Origin of the sequence: Mesorhizobium sp. M0848, assembly GCF_040319805.1 — a bacterium.
GTDB lineage: Bacteria > Pseudomonadota > Alphaproteobacteria > Rhizobiales > Rhizobiaceae > Mesorhizobium.
On sequence record NZ_JAMYOM010000002.1, the window covers coordinates 1 to 22,194 of the forward strand.

Here is a 22,194-nt window from a genome sequence, read left to right on the forward strand (position 1 = left end):
AGATCAGCCTCGGCCTCGCGCCGGTCGTCATCCGCGATATCTACGCAGCCCTTCCCAGGATCCGCGAAGGCGGCGCCGCGATCGTGCTGGTGGAGCAGGATATCGGCAAGGCGCTGGCGGTGGCCGATCGCGTCTACTGCATGATGGAGGGTCGCGTCACGCTGGCCGCCAGGGCGGCTGAGGTCACGCGCGAAGACATCCATTCCGCCTATTTCGGAGTGGCGGCATGACGCGGCAACCGAGGCTCTGTCATCTGCTCGCGCAGCGCTCTTATGGCCTGATCGAGGTGGCGCGGCGATGATCTGGCTGGACACCCTCGTGCAAGGGATTCTGCTGGGCGGGCTCTATGCCTTGTTCGCAGCGGGATTGAGCCTCGTCTTCGGTATCATGCGGCTGGTGAACCTCGCCCATGGCGACCTCATCATTCTTGCCGCCTATCTGGTTTTGATGGGCGTCACGCTGCTCGGCCTGTCGCCCTGGATTGCCGCTCTGGTCGCCATGCCGGTGATGTTCGCGCTCGGCTGGCTGCTGCAGACCGCCGTTCTGAACCGCGTGCTGGGCAAGGACATCCTGCCGCCGCTTTTGGTCACCTTCGGCCTGTCGGTCGCCCTGCAGAACGGCCTGCTCGAGGCCTTCTCCGCCGACAGCCGCCGCATCCCGGTGGGCGCGTTGGAAGGGGCATCGCTCGATCTCGGGCTGGTCACGGTGGGGATCATGCCGCTGATGACCTTTGCCTCGGCGATCGTGATGATCATTGCGCTCAACGCGCTCTTCTACCACACCGCCCTCGGCCGTGCCTTCCGCGCCACCTCGGACGACGTCGTGACGGCGGGGCTGATGGGGATAGAGCCGAAGCGGATCTTCGCGATCGCCACCGGGATCGCCATGGTCGTCGTGACGCTGGCGGCACTCTATCTCGGCATGCGGGCGAACTTCGATCCTTCGATCGGACCGGCGCGGCTGATCTATGCCTTCGAGGCGGTGATCATCGGCGGCCTCGGCAGCCTGTGGGGGACGCTCGCGGGCGGGATCATCATCGGCGTGGCGCAGACGTTTGGCGCCGCGCTGAATCCGGAATGGCAGATCCTGGCCGGCCACATCGCCTTCCTGGCCGTGATGCTGCTCAAGCCGCGCGGGCTTTTTCCGCGCGCAGTGGATTGAGGGCGGCATGTATCGACTGACAACCCGCACCCGCGCCGGAACCGTGACCGCGATCATCGTGCCGATCTTCATCGTCGCCGCGCTCGCGCTGCCTGCCGTGGCCTCGCGTGGCGTCATACAGGATCTCTTCTTCATCCTCACCATGCTGACGCTGGCGCAGATATGGAACCTGCTGGCGGGCTATGGCGGCCTGGTGTCGGTGGGCCAGCAGGCTTTCGTTGGCATCGGCGCCTATGCGATGTTCGCCGGCGTGATCCTGCTCGGCTGGAATCCGGTCCTGGCGATCCCGCTGGGCGGCCTTGCCGCTCTGGTGCTGGCGGTTCCGACGGCCTTCTTCGCGTTCCGTTTGCAGGGCGCCTATTTCGCCATCGGCACCTGGGTGATCGCCGAAGTGACGCGACTGCTGGTCGCGCAGTGGAAGGCGCTCGGTGGCGGCACCGGCACCTCGCTGCCGCGCGAGGCGACGAGCAGTATCCTGGGCACCGATGCGGTCCGGGCGCTGTTCGGGGTCCGCGAGGCCGCGGCACGCGATGTTATGGCCTACTGGCTGGCTTTGGCGCTGCTCGTGGCCGTGACGGGAGGCATTTATTGGCTGCTGCGCAGTCGCCTCGGGCTGGCGCTGGCGGCCGTGCGCGACAATGTCGACGCGGCGCAATCGGTGGGCGTCGATACCGGCCGGCTCAGATGGGCGGTCTTTCTGATCGCCGCGGCCGCCACCGGGCTGACCGGCGCGCTGATCTTCCTGCAGACGGCCCGCATCTCGCCGAGCGCGGCCTTTGCCGTCACCGACTGGACCGCCAACGTCATCTTCATTGTCGTCATCGGCGGCATCGGCACCATCGAGGGGCCGATCCTCGGCGTGCTGGTCTTCTTTGCGCTGCGTTCGGCGCTGGCCGACTACGGCAGCTGGTACTTGATGACGCTCGGCCTCATCGCCGTCGTCGTGATGCTTTTTGCACCAAAGGGGCTGTGGGGCCTGATCGCGTCCCGCAATGGCCTGCACCTGTTTCCGGTTCGCCGCAGGCTGACCGGTCCGAAGATCGAGGGAGGAATTTGATGGCGGATATCGAAACCGACGTGCTGATCATCGGCACGGGCCCAGCCGGCTCGGCCACGGCGGCACTTCTGTCCAGCTACGGCGTGGCCAACATGATCGTCAATCGCTACCGCTGGTTGTCGAACACGCCGCGTGCCCACATCACCAACCAGCGCACCATGGAAGTGCTGCGCGACCTCGGTCCGGATGTCGAGGCGGAGGCCATGATGCACGCCTCGCCGCAGGAGCTGATGGGCGAGAACGTGTTCTGCGAAAGCCTGGCCGGCGAGGAGATCGGCCGCATGAAGAGCTGGGGCATCCACCCGCTCTCGAAGGCCGAACATCTCCTGTCGTCTCCCTGCTTCATGAACGATCTGCCGCAGACCTTCATGGAGCCGATCCTGTTCAAGTCGGCCTGCGCCCGCGGGACGCAGGCACGCATGAGCACGGAATATGTCAGCCATGTCCAGGATGCGGACGGCGTGACGACGACCTGCCACGATCGGCTGTCGGGCAAGGATTTCACCGTGCGGTCGAAGTTCCTCGTCGGTGCCGACGGCGGCAACTCGCTGGTGGCCGAGCATCTGGGCCTGCCGCTCGAAGGCAAGATGGGCGTCGGCGGCTCGATGAACATCCTGTTCAGGGCCGATCTCTCGAAGTATGTCGCCCACCGGCCAAGCGTCCTCTACTGGGTCATGCAGCCCGGCGCCGACGTCGGCGGCATCGGCATGGGCCTCGTTCGCATGGTGCGGCCCTGGACCGAGTGGCTGATCGTCTGGGGCTACGACATCAACCAGCCGCCGCCGGACGTGACGCCGGAACTGGCCACCAGCGTCGCGCGTCAACTGGTCGGAGATCCCGCGCTCGAGATCGAGCTCCTGGGCGCGAACACCTGGACCGTGAACAACTGCTTCGCCACGCACATGCAGAAGGGGCGGGTGTTTATCATGGGCGATGCCGCGCACCGGCATCCGCCCTCGAACGGGCTCGGCTCGAACACATCGATCCAGGACGGGTTCAACCTCGCCTGGAAGCTTGCCAAGGTCATCAAGGGGCAGGCGGGGGTCGGGCTTCTGGACAGCTTCTCGGCCGAGCGCGCACCGATCGCGCGCCAGATCGTGACACGGGCGAACCAGTCCATCGCCGAATTCGGACCGATCTTCGAGGCGCTCGGCATGGACGGCGGCGTGGATCACGACAAGATCCAGAGGAACATGGAGGCTCGCGCCGATGCGACGCCCGTCGCCGAAGCGCAGCGCGAGGCGCTCCGCAAGGCCATCGCCTTCAAGAAGTACGAGTTCGACGCCCATGGCGTCGAGATGAACCAGCGCTATGCCTCGGGCGCGGTGGTGACCGACGGCCAGCGCGAGCCGGCCTTCGAGAAGGATCGCGAGCTGCACTATGCGCCGACAACCTGGCCGGGCGCGCGCTTGCCGCATGTCTGGGTCTTCGAGCGCTCGGGCAGGAAGGTCTCGACGCTCGATCTTTGCGGGCATGGCGAGTTCACGCTGTTGACCGGCATTGGCGGAGAGGCGTGGGTCGCCGCGGCGGAGACGGTGGGCGCGGAGCTCGGTCTGCCGATCCGCAGCCATGTGATCGGCCCACGCCGCGCGATCGAGGATCATACCGGCGACTGGGCCGGCGCACGGGAGATCCGCGACACCGGCTGCCTGATCGTTCGTCCCGACCACCACGTCGCCTGGCGCAGCGAAACGCTGGCGGCCGATCCGGCGGCCGAACTACGCCGGGTCTTCAAATCCGTTCTGGCGCGCTGAGGAGGATCCCATGATCGACGAACACGAATCCGGCTATTTCACCGAAGCGAACTCGGCCGAGGTCGTCGTGGCGCGGAACCGGAACGCTGGGGATGAGCGGCTCAAAGAGGTGACGGAGGTCATCACCCGCAAGCTGCACGAGGCGGTGAAGGAGATCGAGCCGACACAGGAGGAATGGTTCGGCGCGATCATGTTCCTGACGCAGACGGGCCAGATCTGCAACGAGTGGCGGCAGGAATACATCCTGTTGTCGGATGTTCTCGGTATCTCGATGCTGGTCGATGCGATCAACAACCGCAAGCCGTCGGGCGCCTCGGAATCGACGGTGCTGGGACCCTTCCACGTCGCCGACGCCCCCGAACTGCCGATGGGCTCCAACATCTGCCTCGACCAGAAGGGCGAGCCCATGTTCGTGCATGGCCGCATCCTCGATACCGAGGGCAACCCGATCGCAGGCGCCAAGATCGACGTCTGGCAGGCCAATGACGAGGGCTTCTACGACGTGCAGCAGAAGGGCATCCAGCCCGACTTCAACCTGCGCGGCGTCTTTCGCACCGGCGCCGACGGACGTTACTGGTTCCGCGGCGTGAAGCCCAAATACTATCCGATCCCGGATGATGGTCCGGTCGGCAAGCTGCTGGGCGCGCTGGGGCGTCACCCCAATCGTCCGGCGCATCTCCACTACATCGTCGAGGCCGAGGGCTTCGAAGCGCTGACCACGCACATCTTCGACCCGGACGACCCGTACATCGATTCAGATGCCGTCTTCGGCGTGAAGAAGAGCCTGCTCGCCGAATTCCGCAAGGTCGAGAACGCCGAAGCTGCCGCCAGGGTCGAGGTTGCGGCCCCGTTCTACGACGTGGAGTTCGATTTCGTGCTGTCGCACAAAGGAGGAAACTGATGGCCGCACTTGAGGAGATGTTCGATGTCAGAGGCAAGTCGGTGATCGTCACCGGCGGCGCCAGCGGCATCGGGCAGGCCTATGCCGAGATCATGGCCGAGCACGGGGCGAAGGTCTGCATCTTCGACCTGAACCCTGCCGGGCTTGACACGACCGTGGCCGCGATCAGGGCGGTGGGTGGCGATGTCTGGGGCCAGGTTGTCGACGTCGGCGACCGTGCGGCCATGGCCGCAGCCTTCGACAAGGTCGCCGGGAAGGCGGGCTCGATCGATGTCGTATTCGCCAATGCCGGGATCGATGCCGGGCCGGGCTTCAACACCCAGACGGGCGAAAGGAACCCCGAGGGCGCCATCGAGAACCTGCCCGACGAGCACTGGGACAAGGTGATCGAGATCAACCTGACCTCGGTCTACACCACGATCAAACATGCCGTCCGGCACATGAAGCCGAATGGCGGCGGCCAGATCATCGTCACGTCGTCCATTGCATCGCTGATCAACGAGAGCATCGTGGGCACGCCCTACATGCCCGCCAAGGCCGCGGTGAACCATCTCGTTCGCCACATGGCGATGGAGCTTGGCGCCTACAACATCCGCATCAATGCCATCCTGCCCGGACCGTTCATCACCAACATCGCCGGCGGTCGGCTGCGCAACCCGGCGGACCGCGAGGCCTTCGAGGCCCAGTCGCTGCTCGGTCGGATCGGCGACCCCGAAGAGATCAAGGGCCTGGCGCTTTATCTGGCGTCGCCTGCCGCTTCCTACGTGACGGGCTCGCTGATCGTCATCGATGGCGGCTCGCTGCTGCGGATGACCTGAACACGCTTTGAACTGAGACCGGTCCCGTGGGCCGGAGAAACTTAACCCAGGGAGGAACCGACGATGAGCTACTACAACAGACTGGTGAAATCGGGCTTGCGGCCCAGCCGCCGAAGTGTCCTGAAGGGGATTGGAGCCGGCGTTGCCGCCAGCACGCTGGGCATGCCGGCCTATGTGCGCGCCGCGACCGCCGGGAAGATCAAGCTGGGCTACCTCAGCCCGACGACCGGACCGCTCGCCCTTTTTGGTGAAACGGATGACTACACCTTGCAGCAGATACGCGCCCTGCTCGGCGGCCAGCTGCAATGCGCCGACGGCAATACTTACGAAATCGAGATCCTCGACCGCGACAGCCAGTCCAATCCGAACAAGGCATCGGAAATCGCCGGCAATCTGATCCTGAACGACGAGGTTCATCTGCTCGTGCCGGCCTCGACCACCGACACGATCCTGCCCGCGGCCGAGCAGGCCGAACTTTATGAAACGCCCTGCATTTCCTCGGGCGCTCCCTGGCAAGCGGTGATCATGCCGCGCGGCGGCGGCAAGCAGACCTTCGACTGGACCTATCATTTCTTCTGGGGCCTCGACGAGGCGTTGAACACCTTCGTCGGGCTCTGGAACCATTTGGAGACCAACAAGAAGGTCGGGATGCTGTTCCCGCAAAACATCGACGGCGAGACCTGGGGCAACGACGAATATGGCTTGCCAGCGCCGACCCGCAAGGCCGGCTACGAGGTCGTGGTGCCCGGCTATTTCCAGCCCCGCACCAATGATTTTTCCGCACAGATCGCCGAGTTCAAGAAGCAGGGCTGCGAGATCATCGGCGGCATCACCTATCCCGACGATCTGAAGACCTTCGTCACCCAGTGCAACCAGCAGGGCTTCAAGCCGAAGGCGGTCACGGTGGCGGCGGCGCTCCTGTTCCCGGGCGGTGTCGAGGCGATGGGGCCGCTTGGCAACGGCATGTCCTCGGAGGTCTGGTGGACCCCGGCCTTCCCGTTCAAGTCGTCGCTGACCGGGCAGATCAGCAGCGACATCGCCAGCCAATGGGAAGCCGATACGAAGCGCCAGTGGACGCAGCCGCTTGGCTATTCGCACGCGCTGCTGGAGGTCGCGCTCGACATCCTGAAGCGCTCTTCCAATCCGCTCGACCGTGCGGCCAATCGTGACGCTCTGGTCGCTACCGATCTGCAGACGCTGGTCGGTCATATCAAGTTCGACGGCTCGCCCCACAAGAACATCTGCAAGACGCCGATCTTCGGCGGCCAGTGGGTGAAGGGTGAGAAATGGCCTTATGACCTGAAGATCGTCGACAACACGGTCAATCAGCTCTTCGCGCCGCAGCAGGCTATCCAGCCGATCGCCTGGTGACATGAGCGGGAACGCGGGCAGAGTTATGGGTAGGGAAATCCTGCTGAAAGCGCACGGCGTGTCGAAGTCCTTCGGCGCTGTCCGCGTCCTGCATGACGTGAGTTTCGACGTGCATAGGGGCGAGGTCCTGGGCATCCTAGGCCCGAATGGGGCGGGCAAAACGACGCTGTTCAACATGATCAGCGGCGATTTGAAGACGTCCGGCGGCGAGATCCAGCTCGGCGACACCGCGCTTCGCGGCGAGCCGCCCTTCCGGCGTTGCCAGATGGGGATCGGGCGGACCTATCAGATCCCGCGTCCCTATTCCGGCATGACCACCTTCTAAAACTTGGTGGTCGCGGCGGCTTCCGGCGGCGGCCGGTCCGAGAAGCAGAGCTATGCTTTCTGCGCCCAGGTCCTGCGCGATTGCGAGCTCTCCGACAAGGCCAATGTCTCGGCCGGCGCTCTCACTCTGCTCGATCGCAAGCGGCTGGAGTTGGCGCGCGCGCTGGCGTCGGATCCGAAGCTGCTGCTGCTGGACGAGATCGCGGGTGGGCTGACCGACGATGAATCGAAGGCGCTGGTAGCGCTGGTGCGCCGCATCCGCGACCGTGGCATCACCATCGTGTGGATCGAGCATGTGTTGCACGCGCTGCTGGCGGTGGCCGACCGGTTGTTGGTGCTGAACTTCGGCGAGAAGATCGCTGAAGGCGTGCCCGCCGAAGTGATTGCGCTGCCCGAGGTCCAACGCGTCTACATGGGGATCGAGGCATGACGGCCGTTCTTTCCACCCACGGGCTGTTGGCCCGCTATGGCGATTTCCAGGCGCTCTACGGCGTCGACATCGAGCTGCACCAGGGTGAGGCCGTGGCCTTGATCGGCGCCAACGGGGCAGGAAAATCTACACTCCTGCGTTCGATCATGGGCCTGCTCCCGGTCCGGCGCGAGATGGTGCTGCTGCAAGGGGAGGCCGTTGGCGGCACCACCACCGACCGCATGGTGCAGAAGGGTGTCGCCATCGTGCCGGAGGGCCGCCGGCTCTTCACCGGCATGTCGGTCGAGGACAATCTGCGCGTCGCCATCGACCAGGCCGCGCGCATAGGCGCCAAGGGCGGATGGACGCTGCCGCGGTTGCATCAGCTGTTCCCGATCCTCAAGGAGAAGGCCCGCACGCAGGTCCAGAGCCTCTCGGGCGGGCAGCAACAGATGGTGGCGATCGGCCGCGCGCTGCTCTGCCAGCCGCGCGTGCTGCTCTGCGACGAGATGAGCCGTGGTCTTGCGCCGAAGGTGATCCGCGAGATCTATGCCGCCTTGCCCGAAATCCGCGCCACCGGAACGGCGATGATTGTGGTCGAACAGGATGTCGGCCTCGCCCGAACCGCCACGGACCGCCTCTACTGCATGCTGGAGGGGCGCGTGACCCTGACCGGCAGGTCCGCCGAGATCACGCGCGAGCAGATCGGCAAAGCCTATTTTGGAGCAGGCCATGGAGTGGTTTGACGCCTTGGTGCAGGGGGTCCTGCTGGGCGGCATGTATGCCCAGTATGCGCTCGGCATGGCGCTCATGTTCGGCGTCATGCGGATCGTCAACATCAGCCATGGCGATCTTGTGATCCTTTTGTCGCTGATCGGCATCTCGATCGCCACGGCCTGGGGTCTGGGGCCGCTGCCTGTGCTGATCGTACTGGTGCCGCTCGCGGTGCTGATGGGCTGGGTGCTGCAGAAGGCCGTGCTGAACCGGGTGGTAGGGAGCGATCCGCTGCCCTCGCTGATCGCGACCTTCGGACTGTCGATCGCGCTGCAGAACCTGATGCTGCAGATATGGTCCGCGAACAGCCGATCGTTGCCCGGTCATGGAATCGAGAGTCAATCCATCGAGATCGGCGGTATCTATGTCGGCCTCCTGCCGCTGATCGTGCTGGCCGTCGCCACGGGGTTGACAGGAGGCCTCGACCTGACGCTGAAGCGCACGCGCTTCGGCCGGGCGCTCCGCGCCGCGTCGGCGGATGTCGAGGCAGCGGCAATGACCGGCATCAATCCGCGCGCTGTCTATGCGATGGCGACAGCGGCAGCGGTCGGCATCCTCGGTTTTGCAGCCGTCTTCCAGGCGTTGCGGTCGACCGTCGCGCCGGCCGACGGACCTGCCCAACTGATCTACGCCTTCGAAGCGGTGATCATCGGCGGCATGGGGACGGTATGGGGCGCCTTCGCCGGCTCGATGGTCCTCGGCATCTCGCAGGCCGTCGGCTTCCGCATCGATCCGGGCTTCGGCGTGCTCGCCGGACACATCGTCTTCCTGATCGTGCTGGCGACCCGCCCGCAGGGCCTGTTTGGAAAGGCATTGTCATGAGTGCGATCCCCTATGTGGCAACCGAGGTGCCTGAGGTCCTGGTCCAGCGCCAGACCCGGTCCGGTCGCATCGCGATGACGCTGGCTGTGCTGGCGCTGATCGGTGTCGCCGCCATGCCGTGGTGGGCCTCGACCGGCACGATCCGGTCGATTCTGGTGCTGTGCTGCTACATCGCCGTCGCGCAGATGTGGAACCTGCTAGCCGGCTATGCCGGCCTCGTCTCGGTGGGCCAGCACGCCTTCATGGGTGCTGCCGGCTATGCGCTTTTCGTGCTGGCGCAGACTTACGGCATCAATCCGTTTGTGGCGGTCTTCCTTTCGCTGCTGGCGCCGGCCGCGCTGGCCGTGCCGATCTACCTGCTGCTGCATCGCCTGGATGGCCCCTATTTTTCGATCGGCACATGGGTGGTGGCCGAGGTATTCCGGCTGGCCGCCTCGAATCTCCCGCTCGTCAATTCCGGCGCGGGGATGTCGCTTCGCGTGATGAAGGACTATTCGGCCTTCGAGCGGAATGTCGCCATGTCGCTGCTCTGCGCGGGGATGCTGCTCGTCACGCTGGGCGGCAGCTATTGGCTGCTTCGCTCGCGCTTCGGCCTTGCGCTGATCGCCATGCGCGACAATCCGGTCGCGGCCGCGAGCCAGGGCGTGAATGTCGTCAAGCTGCGCTTCCTGATCTACGTCGCGTCGGCGGTCGGCTGCGGCCTTGCGGGCGCCATCTATTTCATGGCGCAACTGCGCATCACCCCGGGTTCGGCCTTTGATCCGATGTGGGCGAACGTCGCGATCTTCATCGTCATGGTCGGCGGGATAGGGTCCATCGAGGGCGTTCTGATCGGATCCCTGATTTTCTTCATCGCGGACCGCTGGTTCGGTGAATACGGCGCGAGCTATTTCGTCGTCCTCGGCCTGATGACGCTGCTGGTGGCGCTCTACGCCCGCACCGGCATCTGGGGCCTGATCTCGAAACGGTGGGATGCGCCATGGTTCCCGATCCGACGCAGGCTCGTCGATCCGAACCGCTGAGAGGGAGGGTTTTTATGAAAGCAGCCATCTTCGATACGGTCGGCAGTCCGCTGCGGATCGGCACGGTGCCGGATCCGACGCCGGCGCCGGATGAGGTCGTCTTGCGCATCGCAGCCTGCGGCATCTGCGGCAGCGACCTGCATATCACCGAGGATCCGGTGCCTTTCGGCATCGGTGGAGGTTTCGTTCTTGGCCATGAATTCGCCGGCGACATCATCGCGCTGGGATCACGGGTGGCGAGCCTTCGGATCGGTGAGCGTGTGGCCGTCGTGCCGATGCACGGCTGCGGGCACTGCCAGGCCTGCAGGCGCGGCGATCCAGGCCGCTGTCCCGACATGGTGCTGATTGGTGGCGGCTATGCGCAATACGCGGCCGTCGCCGCGCGCCAGTGCCATGTCTTGCCCGACGACGTTGCGCTGGAGGATGGCGCGCTGGCCGAACCGCTCTCGGTCGCGTTGCACTGCATCGTCCGCTCGGGCATGAAGCCCGGAGACCGGGTCGCCATCCTTGGCGCCGGACCGATCGGCCTGCTCGTCGCTTTCTGGGCGCGGCGGCTGGGAGCGTCTTGTGTGGTCGTGGCCGATATTCACAGCCATCAGCGTGACCGTGCGCTCACACTGGGCGCAACCGGTTTCGCGCTGTCCGGAAACAAGCTGGCGGATAGCCTTGCCGATCTCTGCGGAGGAGCCCCCGATATCGTCTTCGAATGCGTCGGCAAGCGCGGCCTTATCGACGCGGCGGTCAAGGCGGTTCGGCCGCAGGGCACGGTGGTCGGTGTCGGCTTGTGTATCGGCGGCGACGAATGGGATCCATTCGTCGCGCTGACGAAGGAAGTGAACCTGCTCTTCTCGGTCTTCTTCCATCAGCGCAACGAATTCGGCGTCGCCCTCGATGCGCTGCGCGGCGGACCTTTCGCACCGCAGGCGCTGATCACCGATCGGATCGACCTCTCGCCGGTTCCGCAGATATTCGAGAGCCTTCGCCGCCGCACAACGCAATGCAAAGTGCTGATCCAGCCGGACCTTGTTTGAGGAGGAATAAAATGGCCGTTCAATTCGAAACGCTCAAATACGATGTCGCTGGCACCAAAACGGTGGTGAAGGCCATTGGTGAGGGAAAGCCCGTGCTGTTCCTGCACGGCGCCTCGACGCTTGAAGGTTTCGACTTCGCCGAAGGCCTCGCCGACCGTTTCCGCGTGCTTTGCGCGAGCCATCCGGGCTTCGGCTTTTCGGGCGCTGCGCCGCATGTGACCGGGATGTCCGACATGGTTCTGCACTACCTGAACCTGCTCGATGTTCTGAACCTGCCGGAGAAGCCTCATCTCATCGGCTTTTCCATGGGCGGCTGGATGGCGACGGAGCTCGCCGGCCTTGCGCGCGAGCGTTTCGACAAGGTGGTGCTGATCGCGCCGGCAGGGCTCAACGACCCCGCGCATCCGGCCACCGATCTGGGCGCGGTCGCGCCGCAGGAGCTGCCGGCCTATCTGGCGCATGACGTCTCGGTGGCGCTGCGCTATTTCCCGGACGGCTCGGATCCCGCCTTTGCGGAGGCCTTCGGCGCCGATCGCGCCCGCGAAGGAGAGACGCTCGGCCGGTTGCTGGCGCCGTTCGGCATGGGCCATCCGAACCTGCGGCGCTTCCTGGCGCGCATCGCCAATCCGACGCTGGTCGTCTGGGGCACCAGGGACCGTCTGCTGCCAGCTGGCCAGGCGCCGCTCTTCGTCGAAGCCCTGCCCGACGCACGCCTGATCCTGGTCGAGGATGCCGGCCATTTCGTCATGCAGGAGAAACCCGAAACACTCAGGAAGATCGGCGATTTCCTCGCCGGCTGACCGCATTTGAAAAGGAGGAGAAGACAATGAACAAACCCATCAAGCACGGCTCGTGGGGGACGACCACCGACTATCGCGACTTGCTCAGCAAGATCGCGGAGATCGGGCCGGCCCTGGAAGCCAACGCCACCACCGATGAGGAGAATGGCGAACTGACTGCGGCCACGTTCGAGCTGCTGAAGCCGCTGCGCATGTCGCATATCTTCGCCGCGGAGAGCCTCGGCGGTGCGCAGCTGCGACCCACCCAGGGTCTCGAACTGCTGGCGGCGATCACCTGGCACTCCGGGGCGGCCGGCTGGGTTTCAATGGTGCATTGCTGCATCGGTGCGATGTCGGCGGCCTTTCTGCCGGATAGCGCGGTCGAGCGGCTGTTCGCACCGGGCACCGACAACCGTTTCTCGGGGCAGGGCGCGCCGCTCGGCATGCTGAAGAAGGTCGACGGTGGTTACCGGCTAAACGGCAAGTGGAGCTATGGCAGCGGCTTCAGCCACGCCACCTATAGCCACAGTGCCGCCTTCGTCGACGACGGCACCGGCAAGCCCGCCAAGGACGACAAGGGCAATTTGATTATCATGTGCGCCCATGCCCCGATCTCCCAGCACAAGCAGCTCGGCAATTGGGACGTTCTGGGCCTCGGCGGTACCGGCAGCATCGACTATGCGGCCGAGGATGTCTTCATCGCCGACGATCTCGTCTTCCCGATCCTGACCGCACCACCGCTGCGCCAGAAGGAGTTCTTCAGTCTCGGGGTCGTTGGCCTCGCCGCCATCGGTCATACCGGCTGGGCGCTCGGCACCGGGCGGCGGATGCTGGACGAGATCGCCAAGTTCGCCCGCTCGAAGTCAGGCCGGGCCGGACTGATCGGCGAAAGCGAGAAGTTCTGGCACGACTATGGCCGCGCCGAAGCCCGCTATCGCGCTGCCCGCGCCTTTGTCTTCGAAGTCTGGCGCGACATCGAGGCGACGGTCGAAGCCGGCAACAGCGTATCGACGCGGCAGATCAGCCTTGTCCATCTGGCCAAATCCGAGATTCACGAGGTTGGCGTGGATATCTGCAACTTCGCCTACCGCGCCGGCGGCGGCGCGTCGCTGCGCGCCGGCGTGATCCAGCGCACCTTCCGCGAGATGATGGTGGCGGCCAACCATTTCACGATCGCGCCGTCGATCGTCACCTCGGCCGGTCGCGACATCGGCGGCCTGTGGAGCGATCGCACCTGGCAGTTCTACGACCTGATCGAGAAGAAGTAGCCCGCAAGGGCCGGACGGCGGACGCCGTCCGGCCCTTATTCACGCTGCAGAAGAGAGACGTCGATGAGCTTCCCGCATCCGATGACCAACGCCTTCCGCGAAGCCTTTCGCCACCATCCGGCCGGTGTTGCCGTGATCACGGCCGATCCCGGCGACAGGCCGGTGGCGATGACCGTATCCTCGCTGATCTCGGTAAGTGCTGCGCCGCCGGTCGTCGCTTTCTCGCTCTCCATGAAATCGACTTCGTCCGAGCCCTTGCTACGGGCCGAGACCATGGTGATCCACCTGCTGCGCTTCACTGATATCGACCTGGCGCAGCTCTGCGCGTCGAGCGGCGCGGAACGTTTCCCGCCGGGAGGCGCCTGGGCGCGGCTGCCTACGGGCGAACCCCGCTATACCGGCGTTTCGACCTGGTTCCGCGCCCGTCGGCTCGGCATCCTGCCGATCGAGGGCGCGACGCTGGTCGCGGCCGAACTCCTTGACGGCGAGGTGCAGCCGGACGAGGTCCCCCCGGAGGCGCATTCGCTTGTTTATCTCGACCGTCGCTGGCATCGCCTGCACAAGGAACTGGACGGGGTGGCTGAGCTTCTTGAGTCGTCGCGTTTTCTTTGAACGGCGCCGAAGCGCGGGTTGTCCGGTCGTTGCGCACGGAACTTGCAAAGCCAGTCGAAGCGCGTTCGGCGTCAGTCGTACCGCGCTCCCTGGCTCGCCGCGCAGGGTTGAGGGTCATCCGGCCAGTTGGGCATTGGCCGGAACTTCGTCCCGCATCGGATGCGGTACGAGTGGATGGCAATTTTTGTCGCAGATGACGTCAGACTTTTCCGCAAAAATATCTCACATGTTGACGTTAACTTAACATGCTATTATGGTCTGTTTACCGCGTCGGATGCGTCGCTTTTGTATCACCGTTGCTCGTTGATTGTCGTCATGTCTGTCATCCCTATCCCAACCTGCAGGTTAGCCTTGCAGCGCCCTTCACCAGTTGCTGAAAGCGGCGGCGCCCATGCCCAGTTTGCTCGGAATCGATAACGGTCTCACGGTCACCAAGGCAGTGATCTTCGATGCCGATGGCACGCAGTTGTCGGTGGCGCGTCGGCGCGTTCCGCAGTCGATGCCCCATGCGCGCTGGGTGGAGCGCGACATGGCAAGGCTATGGCAAGCCACCGCCGATGCCATCCGCGAAGCGATCGCATTGTGCGGCCGGCCCGCCAACGATATCAAGGCGGTGGCGGCGACCGCACACGGCGATGGTCTCTATTTGCTCGACAAGGATCGCCGGCCGCTAGGCCACGGTATCCTGTCGCTTGACAGCCGCGCCGGCGAGATTGTCGAACAATGGTCGGCGGACGGGGTCTTCCAAAATGCGTTGGCGCGCACCGGACAGGCGCCGCACGTTTCGGCTCCGTCGGCGCTGCTGGCCTGGATCAGGAAGAACCAACCCGACCGCTATGGCCGCATCGGGCATATACTGGCCTGCAAGGACTGGCTGCGCTTTTGCCTGACCGGCACGATCGGCACCGACCGTACCGAGGCCAGCACCTCATTCACGGATTTCCGCACGCAGGATTACGCGCTGGAAGCGATGCGCATCTTCGAACTGGACGATCTTTTCGACGCGCTGCCGCCGATGGCGCATTCGGCCGAGATCGCCGGCCACGTTACCGCCGAGGCCGCCGACATGACCGGCCTTGCCAAGGGGACACCGGTCGCGAGCGGCCTGCATGACGTAACTGGCTCCGCACTTGGCATGGGCGGCCATGAGGAGGGCGTGCTCGCCATTGTCGCCGGGACCTATTCCATCAACGAAGTAGTCTCTTCGCAACCGCGCGTCGATCCGCGTTGGCTCTGTCGCAACGCCATCGACGCCGGCCGCTGGAACAACATGGCGATATCGCCGGCCTCGACCGCGAACTACGATTGGTTTCTCGACACGTTCTGCCGCTCGGAACAGGAGAGGGCATCGGTCGGTGGTGGCTCGATCCACGAGTTTCTGGCAGGCGAGATCGACGCGGCGCTGAAAAAGCGGTCGACCATCCTGTTTCATCCCTATCTGTTCGGCTCCCCCTTTGGCGATGTCGCCAGCGCCAGCTTTGTCGGCCTTCACGGCTGGCACGATCGCGGCGATATGCTCAAGGCGGTTCTAGAGGGCATTGCCTTCAATCATCGCACCCATGTCGAAGCCCTGCGCGAGGGCTTTGCTATCAGCGAGATCCGCCTGACCGGGGGCGGTTCACGCAATCCGGCCTTTGTCCAGATGTTTGCCGATGTGCTGAATGCCCCGGTCACCGTCACCTCGACCGACGAGGCCGCGGCCTTTGGCGCGGCCCTTTGCGCGGGTGCCGCGGTGGGCATCTTCGCGACGCCGCAACAAGGCGCCAGGCAAGCCGGCATGACGGCACGCCAATACGAGCCGATGGCGGCCTCAAGTGCTGTGTTCAACGAGCGCTTTTCCCTCTATGGCCGCATAGCCGGTGCGCTCGAACCGCAGTGGCCGGAGATCGAGAAGCTGGCGCGGCAAGACACTGGGGGAACCGCATGATCAAGGCCGACGAACGACGCGAAGAGATCGCCGACTATGTGATCAAGCTCGGCCAGGTGCGCATCGACGATCTGGTCGAACATTTCGGCGTATCGCGCATGACCATCCACCGGCACATCGACCGGCTGGCGCAGCAGGGTGTGCTGCGCAAGCTGCACGGTGCGGTGACGGTTCAGCCTTCCGGCCTCTATGAAAGCGCCTTCCGCTACCGGGTGACGGTCAATCGGGCCGAGAAGGATGCGCTGGCGCGGGCGGCGCTCGATTTTGTCGAGGCCGGCCAAGTGGTGATGCTGGACGATTCCTCGACGGCAAACGCCGTCGCCACGCTGCTGCTCGACGTCAAGCCGCTGACCGTCATCACCAATTCAGTGGCGACGGCTTCCCTGCTGACCAATGTCGACGAACTCGACTTCATCTGTCTCGGCGGTCAGTACCACGGCACCTACAACGCCTATATCGGCATCGTCTGCGAGAACGCCGTGGCGCAGCTGCGCGCCAATGTGCTGATCTGTTCGGCTTCGGCCATCACTGGAACCACCGCCTTCATCCAGGACCCCAATGTCGTGCGGGTCAAGCAGGCGATGATGGCCGCATCGGTCAAGCGCATCCTTTTGATTGACCATGCCAAGTTCGACAGGATCGCACTGCACGTCTTCGACGATCTGACCAGCTTCGACGTCGTGCTGGCGACCGAAGGCCTGGGCGATGCGCGGGCGCGGGCCCTCGAACGGGCCGGCGTGAAGCTGCGCATCGTCAAGACGAAAGCGCCATGAGCTCAAGCGAAGCAACATTTACGGAAAATCCCGCCGGGCGATTGGCCGCCATGGCCGGGACCGGCGAGGTCGACGTCGTCATCCTTGGCGCCGGCATCAACGGGGCGGGCTTGTTTCGCGACCTGTGCGCGCAGGGCGTCAGCTGCCTGATCGTCGACAAGGCGGATTTCGGCTCCGGCACCAGTGCCGCGCCATCGCGGCTCATTCACGGTGGCCTGAAATATCTAGAAACTGGCGAATTCGGGCTGGTGGCGCAATCGACGCTCGAGCGCAATTTGCTTTTGAAAAACGCGCCGCACTATGTCAGCCCGCTGCCGACCGTCATCCCGATCTTTTCCTGGAGCAAGGGCATGCTGGCGGCGCTGCGAACGCTGTTCGGCTCGACCAGCGCGCCGCGCAGCCGCGGCGCCATCCTGATCAAGATCGGCCTGATGATCTATGATTTCTACGGCTCGCGAAACCAGGTCATGCCGCGTCACCGCATGGTCGGGCGGCGCCAGGCGCTCAGCAAGATGCCGGCGCTCAACCCCTCGATCGTCGCCACCGGCACCTATTACGACGCCAAGATAAGTCATCCCGAAAGGCTGGTGCTCGAGCTGATCCTCGATGGGCTGCAGGCAAACCCGGCCTCGGCCAGCGCGAACTACACGGCGCTGGTGAAGTCCGCCAATGACGTGCTGACCTTCCAGCCGGAGAATAGCGGAGCTTTTTCGGTGCGGCCGAAGCTGGTGGTCAATGCCGCCGGTCCGTGGATCGATGACGTCAACAGTTTGCTTGGCGCGCCGTCGAAGATGATCGGCGGCACCAAGGGCTCGCACATCCTGTTGAAGCATGACGAACTGGTCAGAAGCCTTGCCGGGCGCATGCTCTATTTCGAGGCCGATGACGGCCGCATCTGCCTTGTCTACGACTATCTCGGCCTGGCGCTGGTCGGCTCTACCGACATCAAGGCCGACAATCCCGACGCGGTACGCTGCGAGCCTGACGAAGTGGAGTACCTGCTCGACAGCGTACGCACGCTGCTGCCGGGGATGGCGTTCGAGCGCGACCAGATCGTCTATGCCTATAGCGGCATCCGGCCGCTGCCGGCCTCGGATGCATCGGTGCCCGGCTTGATCAGCCGTGACCACTCGGCGCCAGTCGCCGAGCCGGATGGGAACAGACCTTTCGCAGTCATCTCGCTGATCGGCGGCAAGTGGACGACCTTTCGCGGCTTCGCCGAGGAAGTCGCCGACACCGTGCTCGGCCGCCTGCAGCGCAGCCGCAAGGTGACGACGCAGGCCATGCCGATCGGCGGCGGCAGGGATTTCCCGGCCGATGCCGCAGCGCGAGCAAGTTGGCTGGCTCTGGCTCACTCGGAAACGGGCGCTGGAGGACGGCGTCTCGATGAGCTGCTGTCGCGATATGGCACCAGAGCCACGCAGATCGCCACGCATGGGTCGGGTGATGAGGGTCGGCTGCCGGATTCAGAAAGCTACAGCAAATCGGAAATCGACTACATCGTCCGCACCGAGTTCGTCGAACATCTGGCCGATATCGTCATGCGCCGCAGCACCCTGGCGATATCAGGGTCACTGACGGGCCGGGATCTGCAGGAGATTGCGACGATTGCCGGACGGGCGCTGGGCTGGAGCGCCGGGCGCCTCGCAGAGGAAGTCGAGGCCGCCGCCCTGGAACTCGAGGACCGGAACCTGATGCGGCTGGGCTGATCATTCCGTCGCCGATGCTCTTTCCCAAGGCAATCCGGTCGGTTTGCCTAAGGATGCGCCGCATCCCCAATCGCTCAACTCACAGGCGGATTGGGATTTTGCAGATATTAGATATTATTCCCGAGAAACAGTTAGTTAGAAAAAAATTGGATAGCCGATGGCTGTGCAATTCTACTGGCGCAGGCACGAAATAACACAGATTGACGTTAAATTAACATAGCCGTATGATCAAGTAACATGCTCACCTCCTAATAGATCGATGTTGCCCGCCGAAATGTCGGCAGACCGGCGTTTCGGGAAGGGCGAGACCTGTGAATTCCCCGTATGTGCATGCGCCAAATCCGGCGGGGGATTGACAGCGAAGCAGGGATGTGAAAATTTTTGCACACAAAGATAATAATATCATCTCAGGGAGGAGATGTCTTGAAATCCGGCGGAGCCGCTAACCGCGATCATGAGTCCAGCCTCGCCACCCGCGCGGCCTGGCTTCACTATGCCGGGGGTCTGACGCAGGCCCAGGTGGCCAAGCGACTCGGCCTGACCAGCCTCAAGGCGCATCGGCTCATCACCCGGGCCACCCAGGATGGCCTTGTCAGGGTAATCATCGACGGCGATGTCGGCGAATGCATCGACCTCGAGCAGCAGCTGATCGATGCTTACGGGCTGGATTACTGCGAGGTCGTTCCTGATCTCGATCAGGACGAGCTGCCGCTGAAGGCCCTTGGCATCGCCGGCGCTCAGTTTCTGAAGCGGGAGATCGATCGCGGCGAGGACATGCTGATCGGCGTCGGCCATGGCCGTACCCTTGCCGCAAGCGTCGAGTATCTGACGCGCACCGCCGCTGCCCATATCCGTTTCGTCTCGCTGCTTGGCGGCGTGACGCGCAAATTCGCGGCCAACCCGCACGATGTCATGCATCGGCTGGCCGAGCGGACCGGCGCGCAGGCCTATGTGATGCCGGTGCCTTTCGTCGCCAACACCGCCGAGGACCGTGAAGTGCTGCTTGGCCAGCGCGGCATCAGCGATGTCTTCGACCTCGCAAGCCGGTCCGACCTGATGTTCGTCGGCATAGGGACTGCCGAGCGGGAAGCTTCGCTAGTCGCTACCGGCATGATCGAACATTCCGAAATCGATGAGGTCAAACGCGATGGCGGCGTCGGCGAGCTGCTCGCCCACTTCTTCGACGACAAGGGACGCCCGGTGGAAACGGCGCTGTCGGACAGAATCCTGGCGCTTCCGCGGGACCAGTTGAAGGGCCGTCGGATCGTCGCAGTCGCCGGCGGCAAGGTGAAAATACGCGCCATCAAGGCGGTGCTCGAAAGCCGCTATCTGAGCGGCCTGATCACTGACGAGTCCACCGCCCGTGCCCTTGTCGAACAGAACAAACCCAATGGTGCGAAGCGCCATGTGAACGGAGGATCGTCAAATGCGTGACAAGCGCGGATCAGCCTTGCTGGCGGTTGCGTCATGAGCGCGAAGGCTGCCACCGCACCAACCAGGCCGGCTTCGCCCGGCTTGCGTCGGGTACTTGCCGGCGCTGCGGTTGTCGTCCTGCTCGGCGCCATGGCGCTCGACACCAACGTGGTCAGGATCGGCTCTGCCGGCGATGTCCGCAGCGCCGTCTTTTCCGCCGCCGACTACGGCAAGTCGGAGTTCCCCAAGGTGCAGGCCGATGTCGAGGCGCGTGCCGCCGACGCGGTGACGGTGGCGACGGCGATCGCCAAGGACAGGACAACGGCGGAAAAGGAATACGGCGTGCCGGCGGGCGTTGGGCCGGTCATCTCGGTGAAGTTCACCGGCGTCGTCGGCGAAGGAAAATCGGGCATCTACAAGGTCGCCGTCGAAGGTGTGCCGGACACGCTGATGATTCGCGTGCAGACGGGACCGGCGATCAACGGCACCGAGCTTCGCGACGCCACCGGCAAGATCACATTCGGCCAGTTCACCAACCAGATCGAATACCAGGACGCCGGTTCGGCGCTGAACAACGAGATGAAGAAGGAAGTCCTGGCCAAGGTCGATACGAGCACCTTGACCGGCAAGACCATATCGGTGGTCGGCGCATTCAAGCTGGTCAACCCGAAGAGCTGGCTGGTCACTCCGGTGAGGCTGGAGGTCAAATGAAACCGGCTGCCGACACCGGACCCGCGAATGGCGACGCCGTGCTTTCGGCGCGCAACATCGTCATGTCGTATGGCGGCGTTCATGCGCTCAAGGGCGTCAATTTCGACATCCATCGCGGTAAGGTCACGACGCTGTTCGGCGAGAACGGCGCCGGCAAGTCGACGCTGATGAAGATCCTCTCCGGCGTGGTCACGCCGACATCCGGCGACATCGTGCTCGACGGCAATCTCGTCAGTTTTTCCTCATCCTCGGACGCACGCGATCGCGGCATCTCGATCATCCACCAGGAACTCAGCCTGGCGCCCAATCTCAGCGTTCGCGACAACATCTTCATGGGCCGCGAACTGCGCACCAGGACCGGCCTCGACTTCGCCGAAGAATCGCGCCAGGCGCGCGCGCTGATGGCTGATCTCGAAGAGGACATCGACCCGATGACCCTGGTTGAGGATCTGCGCCTCGGCCAACAGCAGATCGTCGAGATCGCCCGGGCGCTGTCGGTCGATTCGCGCATCCTGATCATGGACGAGCCGACCTCGGCGCTCAGCGCGACCGAGGTGGAGGTGCTGTTCAAGGTGATCCGTGATCTGACCAGCCGCGGCGTCTCGATCGTCTACATATCGCATCACCTCGAAGAGGCGCTGCAGATCACCGATTATGCGGTCGTGCTGCGCGACGGGGCAATCACGGCGACTGCAGAAGCCCGGGACATCGACCTCGAGTGGATCGTTCGCAACATGGTCGGCGAGAACTTCGATCTCGGTTCGCCGCCGACCGGTCATGAGTTCGGTGAGGTCGCCCTTTCGATCGAGGATGTCAGTGTCGTTGACACTTCGGGCTCAGGCTATTCCGTCGTCGACCACCTGTCGCTGGACGTCCGGGCAGGCGAAATCGTCTGCATCTATGGGCTGATGGGCGCCGGGCGCACGGAATTGCTGGAGGCCGTCGCCGGACGGGTGCCGATGGCGGGCGGACGCGCGCTTCTGGAAGGCGAGGACGTTTCCGGACTGAGCATTGCGCAGCGCATCTCCAGAGGGCTTGTGCTGGTCCCCGAGGACCGCCAGCGCGACGGGCTGGTGCAAACGATGACCGTCGGCCGCAATCTCTCGCTCGCCAGCATCGAAGCGTTCGCCAAGGGGCTGTTTCTGTCCCGTTCGAGAGAGCGAGAGCTGGTCGAAGACTCGATCCGCAAGGTGACCGTCAAGACCGCTGGTGGCAACGCCATGATCGGATCGCTGTCTGGCGGTAATCAGCAGAAGGTCGTCATCGGCAAGATGCTGACGACCAACCCCAAGGTCATCCTCCTCGACGAGCCGAGCCGCGGCATCGATGTTGGCGCCAAGGCCGAGGTCTTCCGCTTGTTGAGCGAACGCGCCGCTCAAGGGCTTGCCGTCGTCTTCTCGACCTCTGAGGTCAACGAATGCCTCAGCATTGCCCACCGCATCGTCGTCATGCGGCGTGGCAGGATTTCAGCTGAATTCGGCGCCAACGCCACCAAAGAGCAGATCATGGCCGCCTCCGGCGAAGCCGTGGTCGCCTGATCACCAGAATTTCGGAGCCC

19 protein-coding genes and 2 pseudogenes are annotated in these 22,194 nt (G+C 64.3%); all 21 read left to right on the top strand.

The window, feature by feature from the left end; translation table 11 throughout:
* A pseudogene (locus NKH95_RS01920) lies at positions 1–230 on the top strand (ABC transporter ATP-binding protein); the annotation flags it as partial.
* Between the two features lie 67 nt (positions 231–297).
* Complete coding sequence (locus tag NKH95_RS01925) at positions 298–1,161, top strand: branched-chain amino acid ABC transporter permease (RefSeq protein ID WP_023808929.1); 864 nt, start codon at positions 298–300, stop codon at positions 1,159–1,161.
* A 7-nt stretch (positions 1,162–1,168) separates the two neighbouring features.
* A complete protein-coding gene (locus NKH95_RS01930) occupies positions 1,169–2,218 on the top strand; it encodes a branched-chain amino acid ABC transporter permease (protein WP_352440111.1) in 1,050 nt (349 codons plus the stop codon).
* Positions 2,218–3,972, top strand: a complete 1,755-nt coding sequence (locus NKH95_RS01935; RefSeq protein WP_352722231.1) for an FAD-dependent oxidoreductase — start codon at positions 2,218–2,220, stop codon at positions 3,970–3,972. Before NKH95_RS01930 ends, NKH95_RS01935 begins: the two co-directional genes overlap by 1 nt.
* A gap of 10 nt (positions 3,973–3,982) precedes the next feature.
* Positions 3,983–4,873, top strand: coding sequence for an intradiol ring-cleavage dioxygenase (locus NKH95_RS01940; RefSeq protein ID WP_352722229.1), 891 nt, complete (start codon positions 3,983–3,985; stop codon positions 4,871–4,873).
* Entirely contained in the window at positions 4,873–5,691 is an 819-nt protein-coding gene (locus tag NKH95_RS01945; protein ID WP_352440108.1) for an SDR family NAD(P)-dependent oxidoreductase, read from the top strand. The genes NKH95_RS01940 and NKH95_RS01945 overlap by 1 nt, the downstream gene beginning before the upstream one ends.
* Before the next feature lie 63 nt (positions 5,692–5,754).
* Positions 5,755–7,062 carry an ABC transporter substrate-binding protein gene (locus NKH95_RS01950; RefSeq protein ID WP_352440107.1) on the top strand — a complete coding sequence of 436 codons (1,308 nt, stop codon included), beginning with the start codon at positions 5,755–5,757 and terminating at the stop codon, positions 7,060–7,062.
* Between the two features lie 25 nt (positions 7,063–7,087).
* Positions 7,088–7,816, top strand: a pseudogene (locus tag NKH95_RS01955) (ABC transporter ATP-binding protein).
* Positions 7,813–8,541, top strand: a complete 729-nt coding sequence (locus tag NKH95_RS01960) for an ABC transporter ATP-binding protein (protein WP_352890881.1) — start codon at positions 7,813–7,815, stop codon at positions 8,539–8,541. The pseudogene NKH95_RS01955 and the gene NKH95_RS01960 overlap by 4 nt, the downstream one beginning before the upstream one ends.
* Positions 8,528–9,391, top strand: a complete 864-nt coding sequence (locus tag NKH95_RS01965; protein ID WP_352440105.1) for a branched-chain amino acid ABC transporter permease — start codon at positions 8,528–8,530, stop codon at positions 9,389–9,391. Before NKH95_RS01960 ends, NKH95_RS01965 begins: the two co-directional genes overlap by 14 nt.
* Entirely contained in the window at positions 9,388–10,413 is a 1,026-nt protein-coding gene (locus NKH95_RS01970) for a branched-chain amino acid ABC transporter permease (RefSeq protein ID WP_352440104.1), read from the top strand. Before NKH95_RS01965 ends, NKH95_RS01970 begins: the two co-directional genes overlap by 4 nt.
* 14 nt (positions 10,414–10,427) lie before the next feature.
* Positions 10,428–11,444, top strand: a complete 1,017-nt coding sequence (locus NKH95_RS01975; RefSeq protein ID WP_352890883.1) for a zinc-dependent alcohol dehydrogenase — start codon at positions 10,428–10,430, stop codon at positions 11,442–11,444.
* Positions 11,445–11,455: 11 nt separating this feature from the next.
* Complete coding sequence (locus tag NKH95_RS01980; protein ID WP_023808918.1) at positions 11,456–12,244, top strand: alpha/beta fold hydrolase; 789 nt, start codon at positions 11,456–11,458, stop codon at positions 12,242–12,244.
* Positions 12,245–12,270: 26 nt separating this feature from the next.
* Positions 12,271–13,491 carry an acyl-CoA dehydrogenase family protein gene (locus NKH95_RS01985; RefSeq protein WP_023808917.1) on the top strand — a complete coding sequence of 407 codons (1,221 nt, stop codon included), beginning with the start codon at positions 12,271–12,273 and terminating at the stop codon, positions 13,489–13,491.
* A 63-nt stretch (positions 13,492–13,554) separates the two neighbouring features.
* Complete coding sequence (locus NKH95_RS01990; RefSeq protein ID WP_127255083.1) at positions 13,555–14,103, top strand: flavin reductase family protein; 549 nt, start codon at positions 13,555–13,557, stop codon at positions 14,101–14,103.
* A 391-nt stretch (positions 14,104–14,494) separates the two neighbouring features.
* Positions 14,495–16,030: an FGGY-family carbohydrate kinase gene (locus tag NKH95_RS01995; protein ID WP_352890886.1), complete on the top strand. Its 1,536-nt coding sequence runs from the start codon at positions 14,495–14,497 to the stop codon at positions 16,028–16,030.
* On the top strand, positions 16,027–16,803 hold the full coding sequence (locus NKH95_RS02000) for a DeoR/GlpR family DNA-binding transcription regulator (protein WP_031212333.1): 777 nt from the start codon (positions 16,027–16,029) through the stop codon (positions 16,801–16,803). The genes NKH95_RS01995 and NKH95_RS02000 overlap by 4 nt, the downstream gene beginning before the upstream one ends.
* Positions 16,800–18,512: a glycerol-3-phosphate dehydrogenase/oxidase gene (locus tag NKH95_RS02005; protein WP_502895154.1), complete on the top strand. Its 1,713-nt coding sequence runs from the start codon at positions 16,800–16,802 to the stop codon at positions 18,510–18,512. Before NKH95_RS02000 ends, NKH95_RS02005 begins: the two co-directional genes overlap by 4 nt.
* Positions 18,513–18,935: 423 nt before the next feature.
* The gene (locus NKH95_RS02010) at positions 18,936–19,946 is read left to right on the top strand and encodes a sugar-binding transcriptional regulator (protein WP_023808912.1); all 1,011 of its coding nucleotides are present in this window, start codon (positions 18,936–18,938) and stop codon (positions 19,944–19,946) included.
* A 33-nt stretch (positions 19,947–19,979) separates the two neighbouring features.
* Complete coding sequence (locus tag NKH95_RS02015; RefSeq protein WP_023808911.1) at positions 19,980–20,636, top strand: DUF2291 family protein; 657 nt, start codon at positions 19,980–19,982, stop codon at positions 20,634–20,636.
* Complete coding sequence (locus NKH95_RS02020; RefSeq protein ID WP_352890889.1) at positions 20,633–22,174, top strand: sugar ABC transporter ATP-binding protein; 1,542 nt, start codon at positions 20,633–20,635, stop codon at positions 22,172–22,174. The genes NKH95_RS02015 and NKH95_RS02020 overlap by 4 nt, the downstream gene beginning before the upstream one ends.
* Positions 22,175–22,194 lie beyond the last annotated feature (20 nt).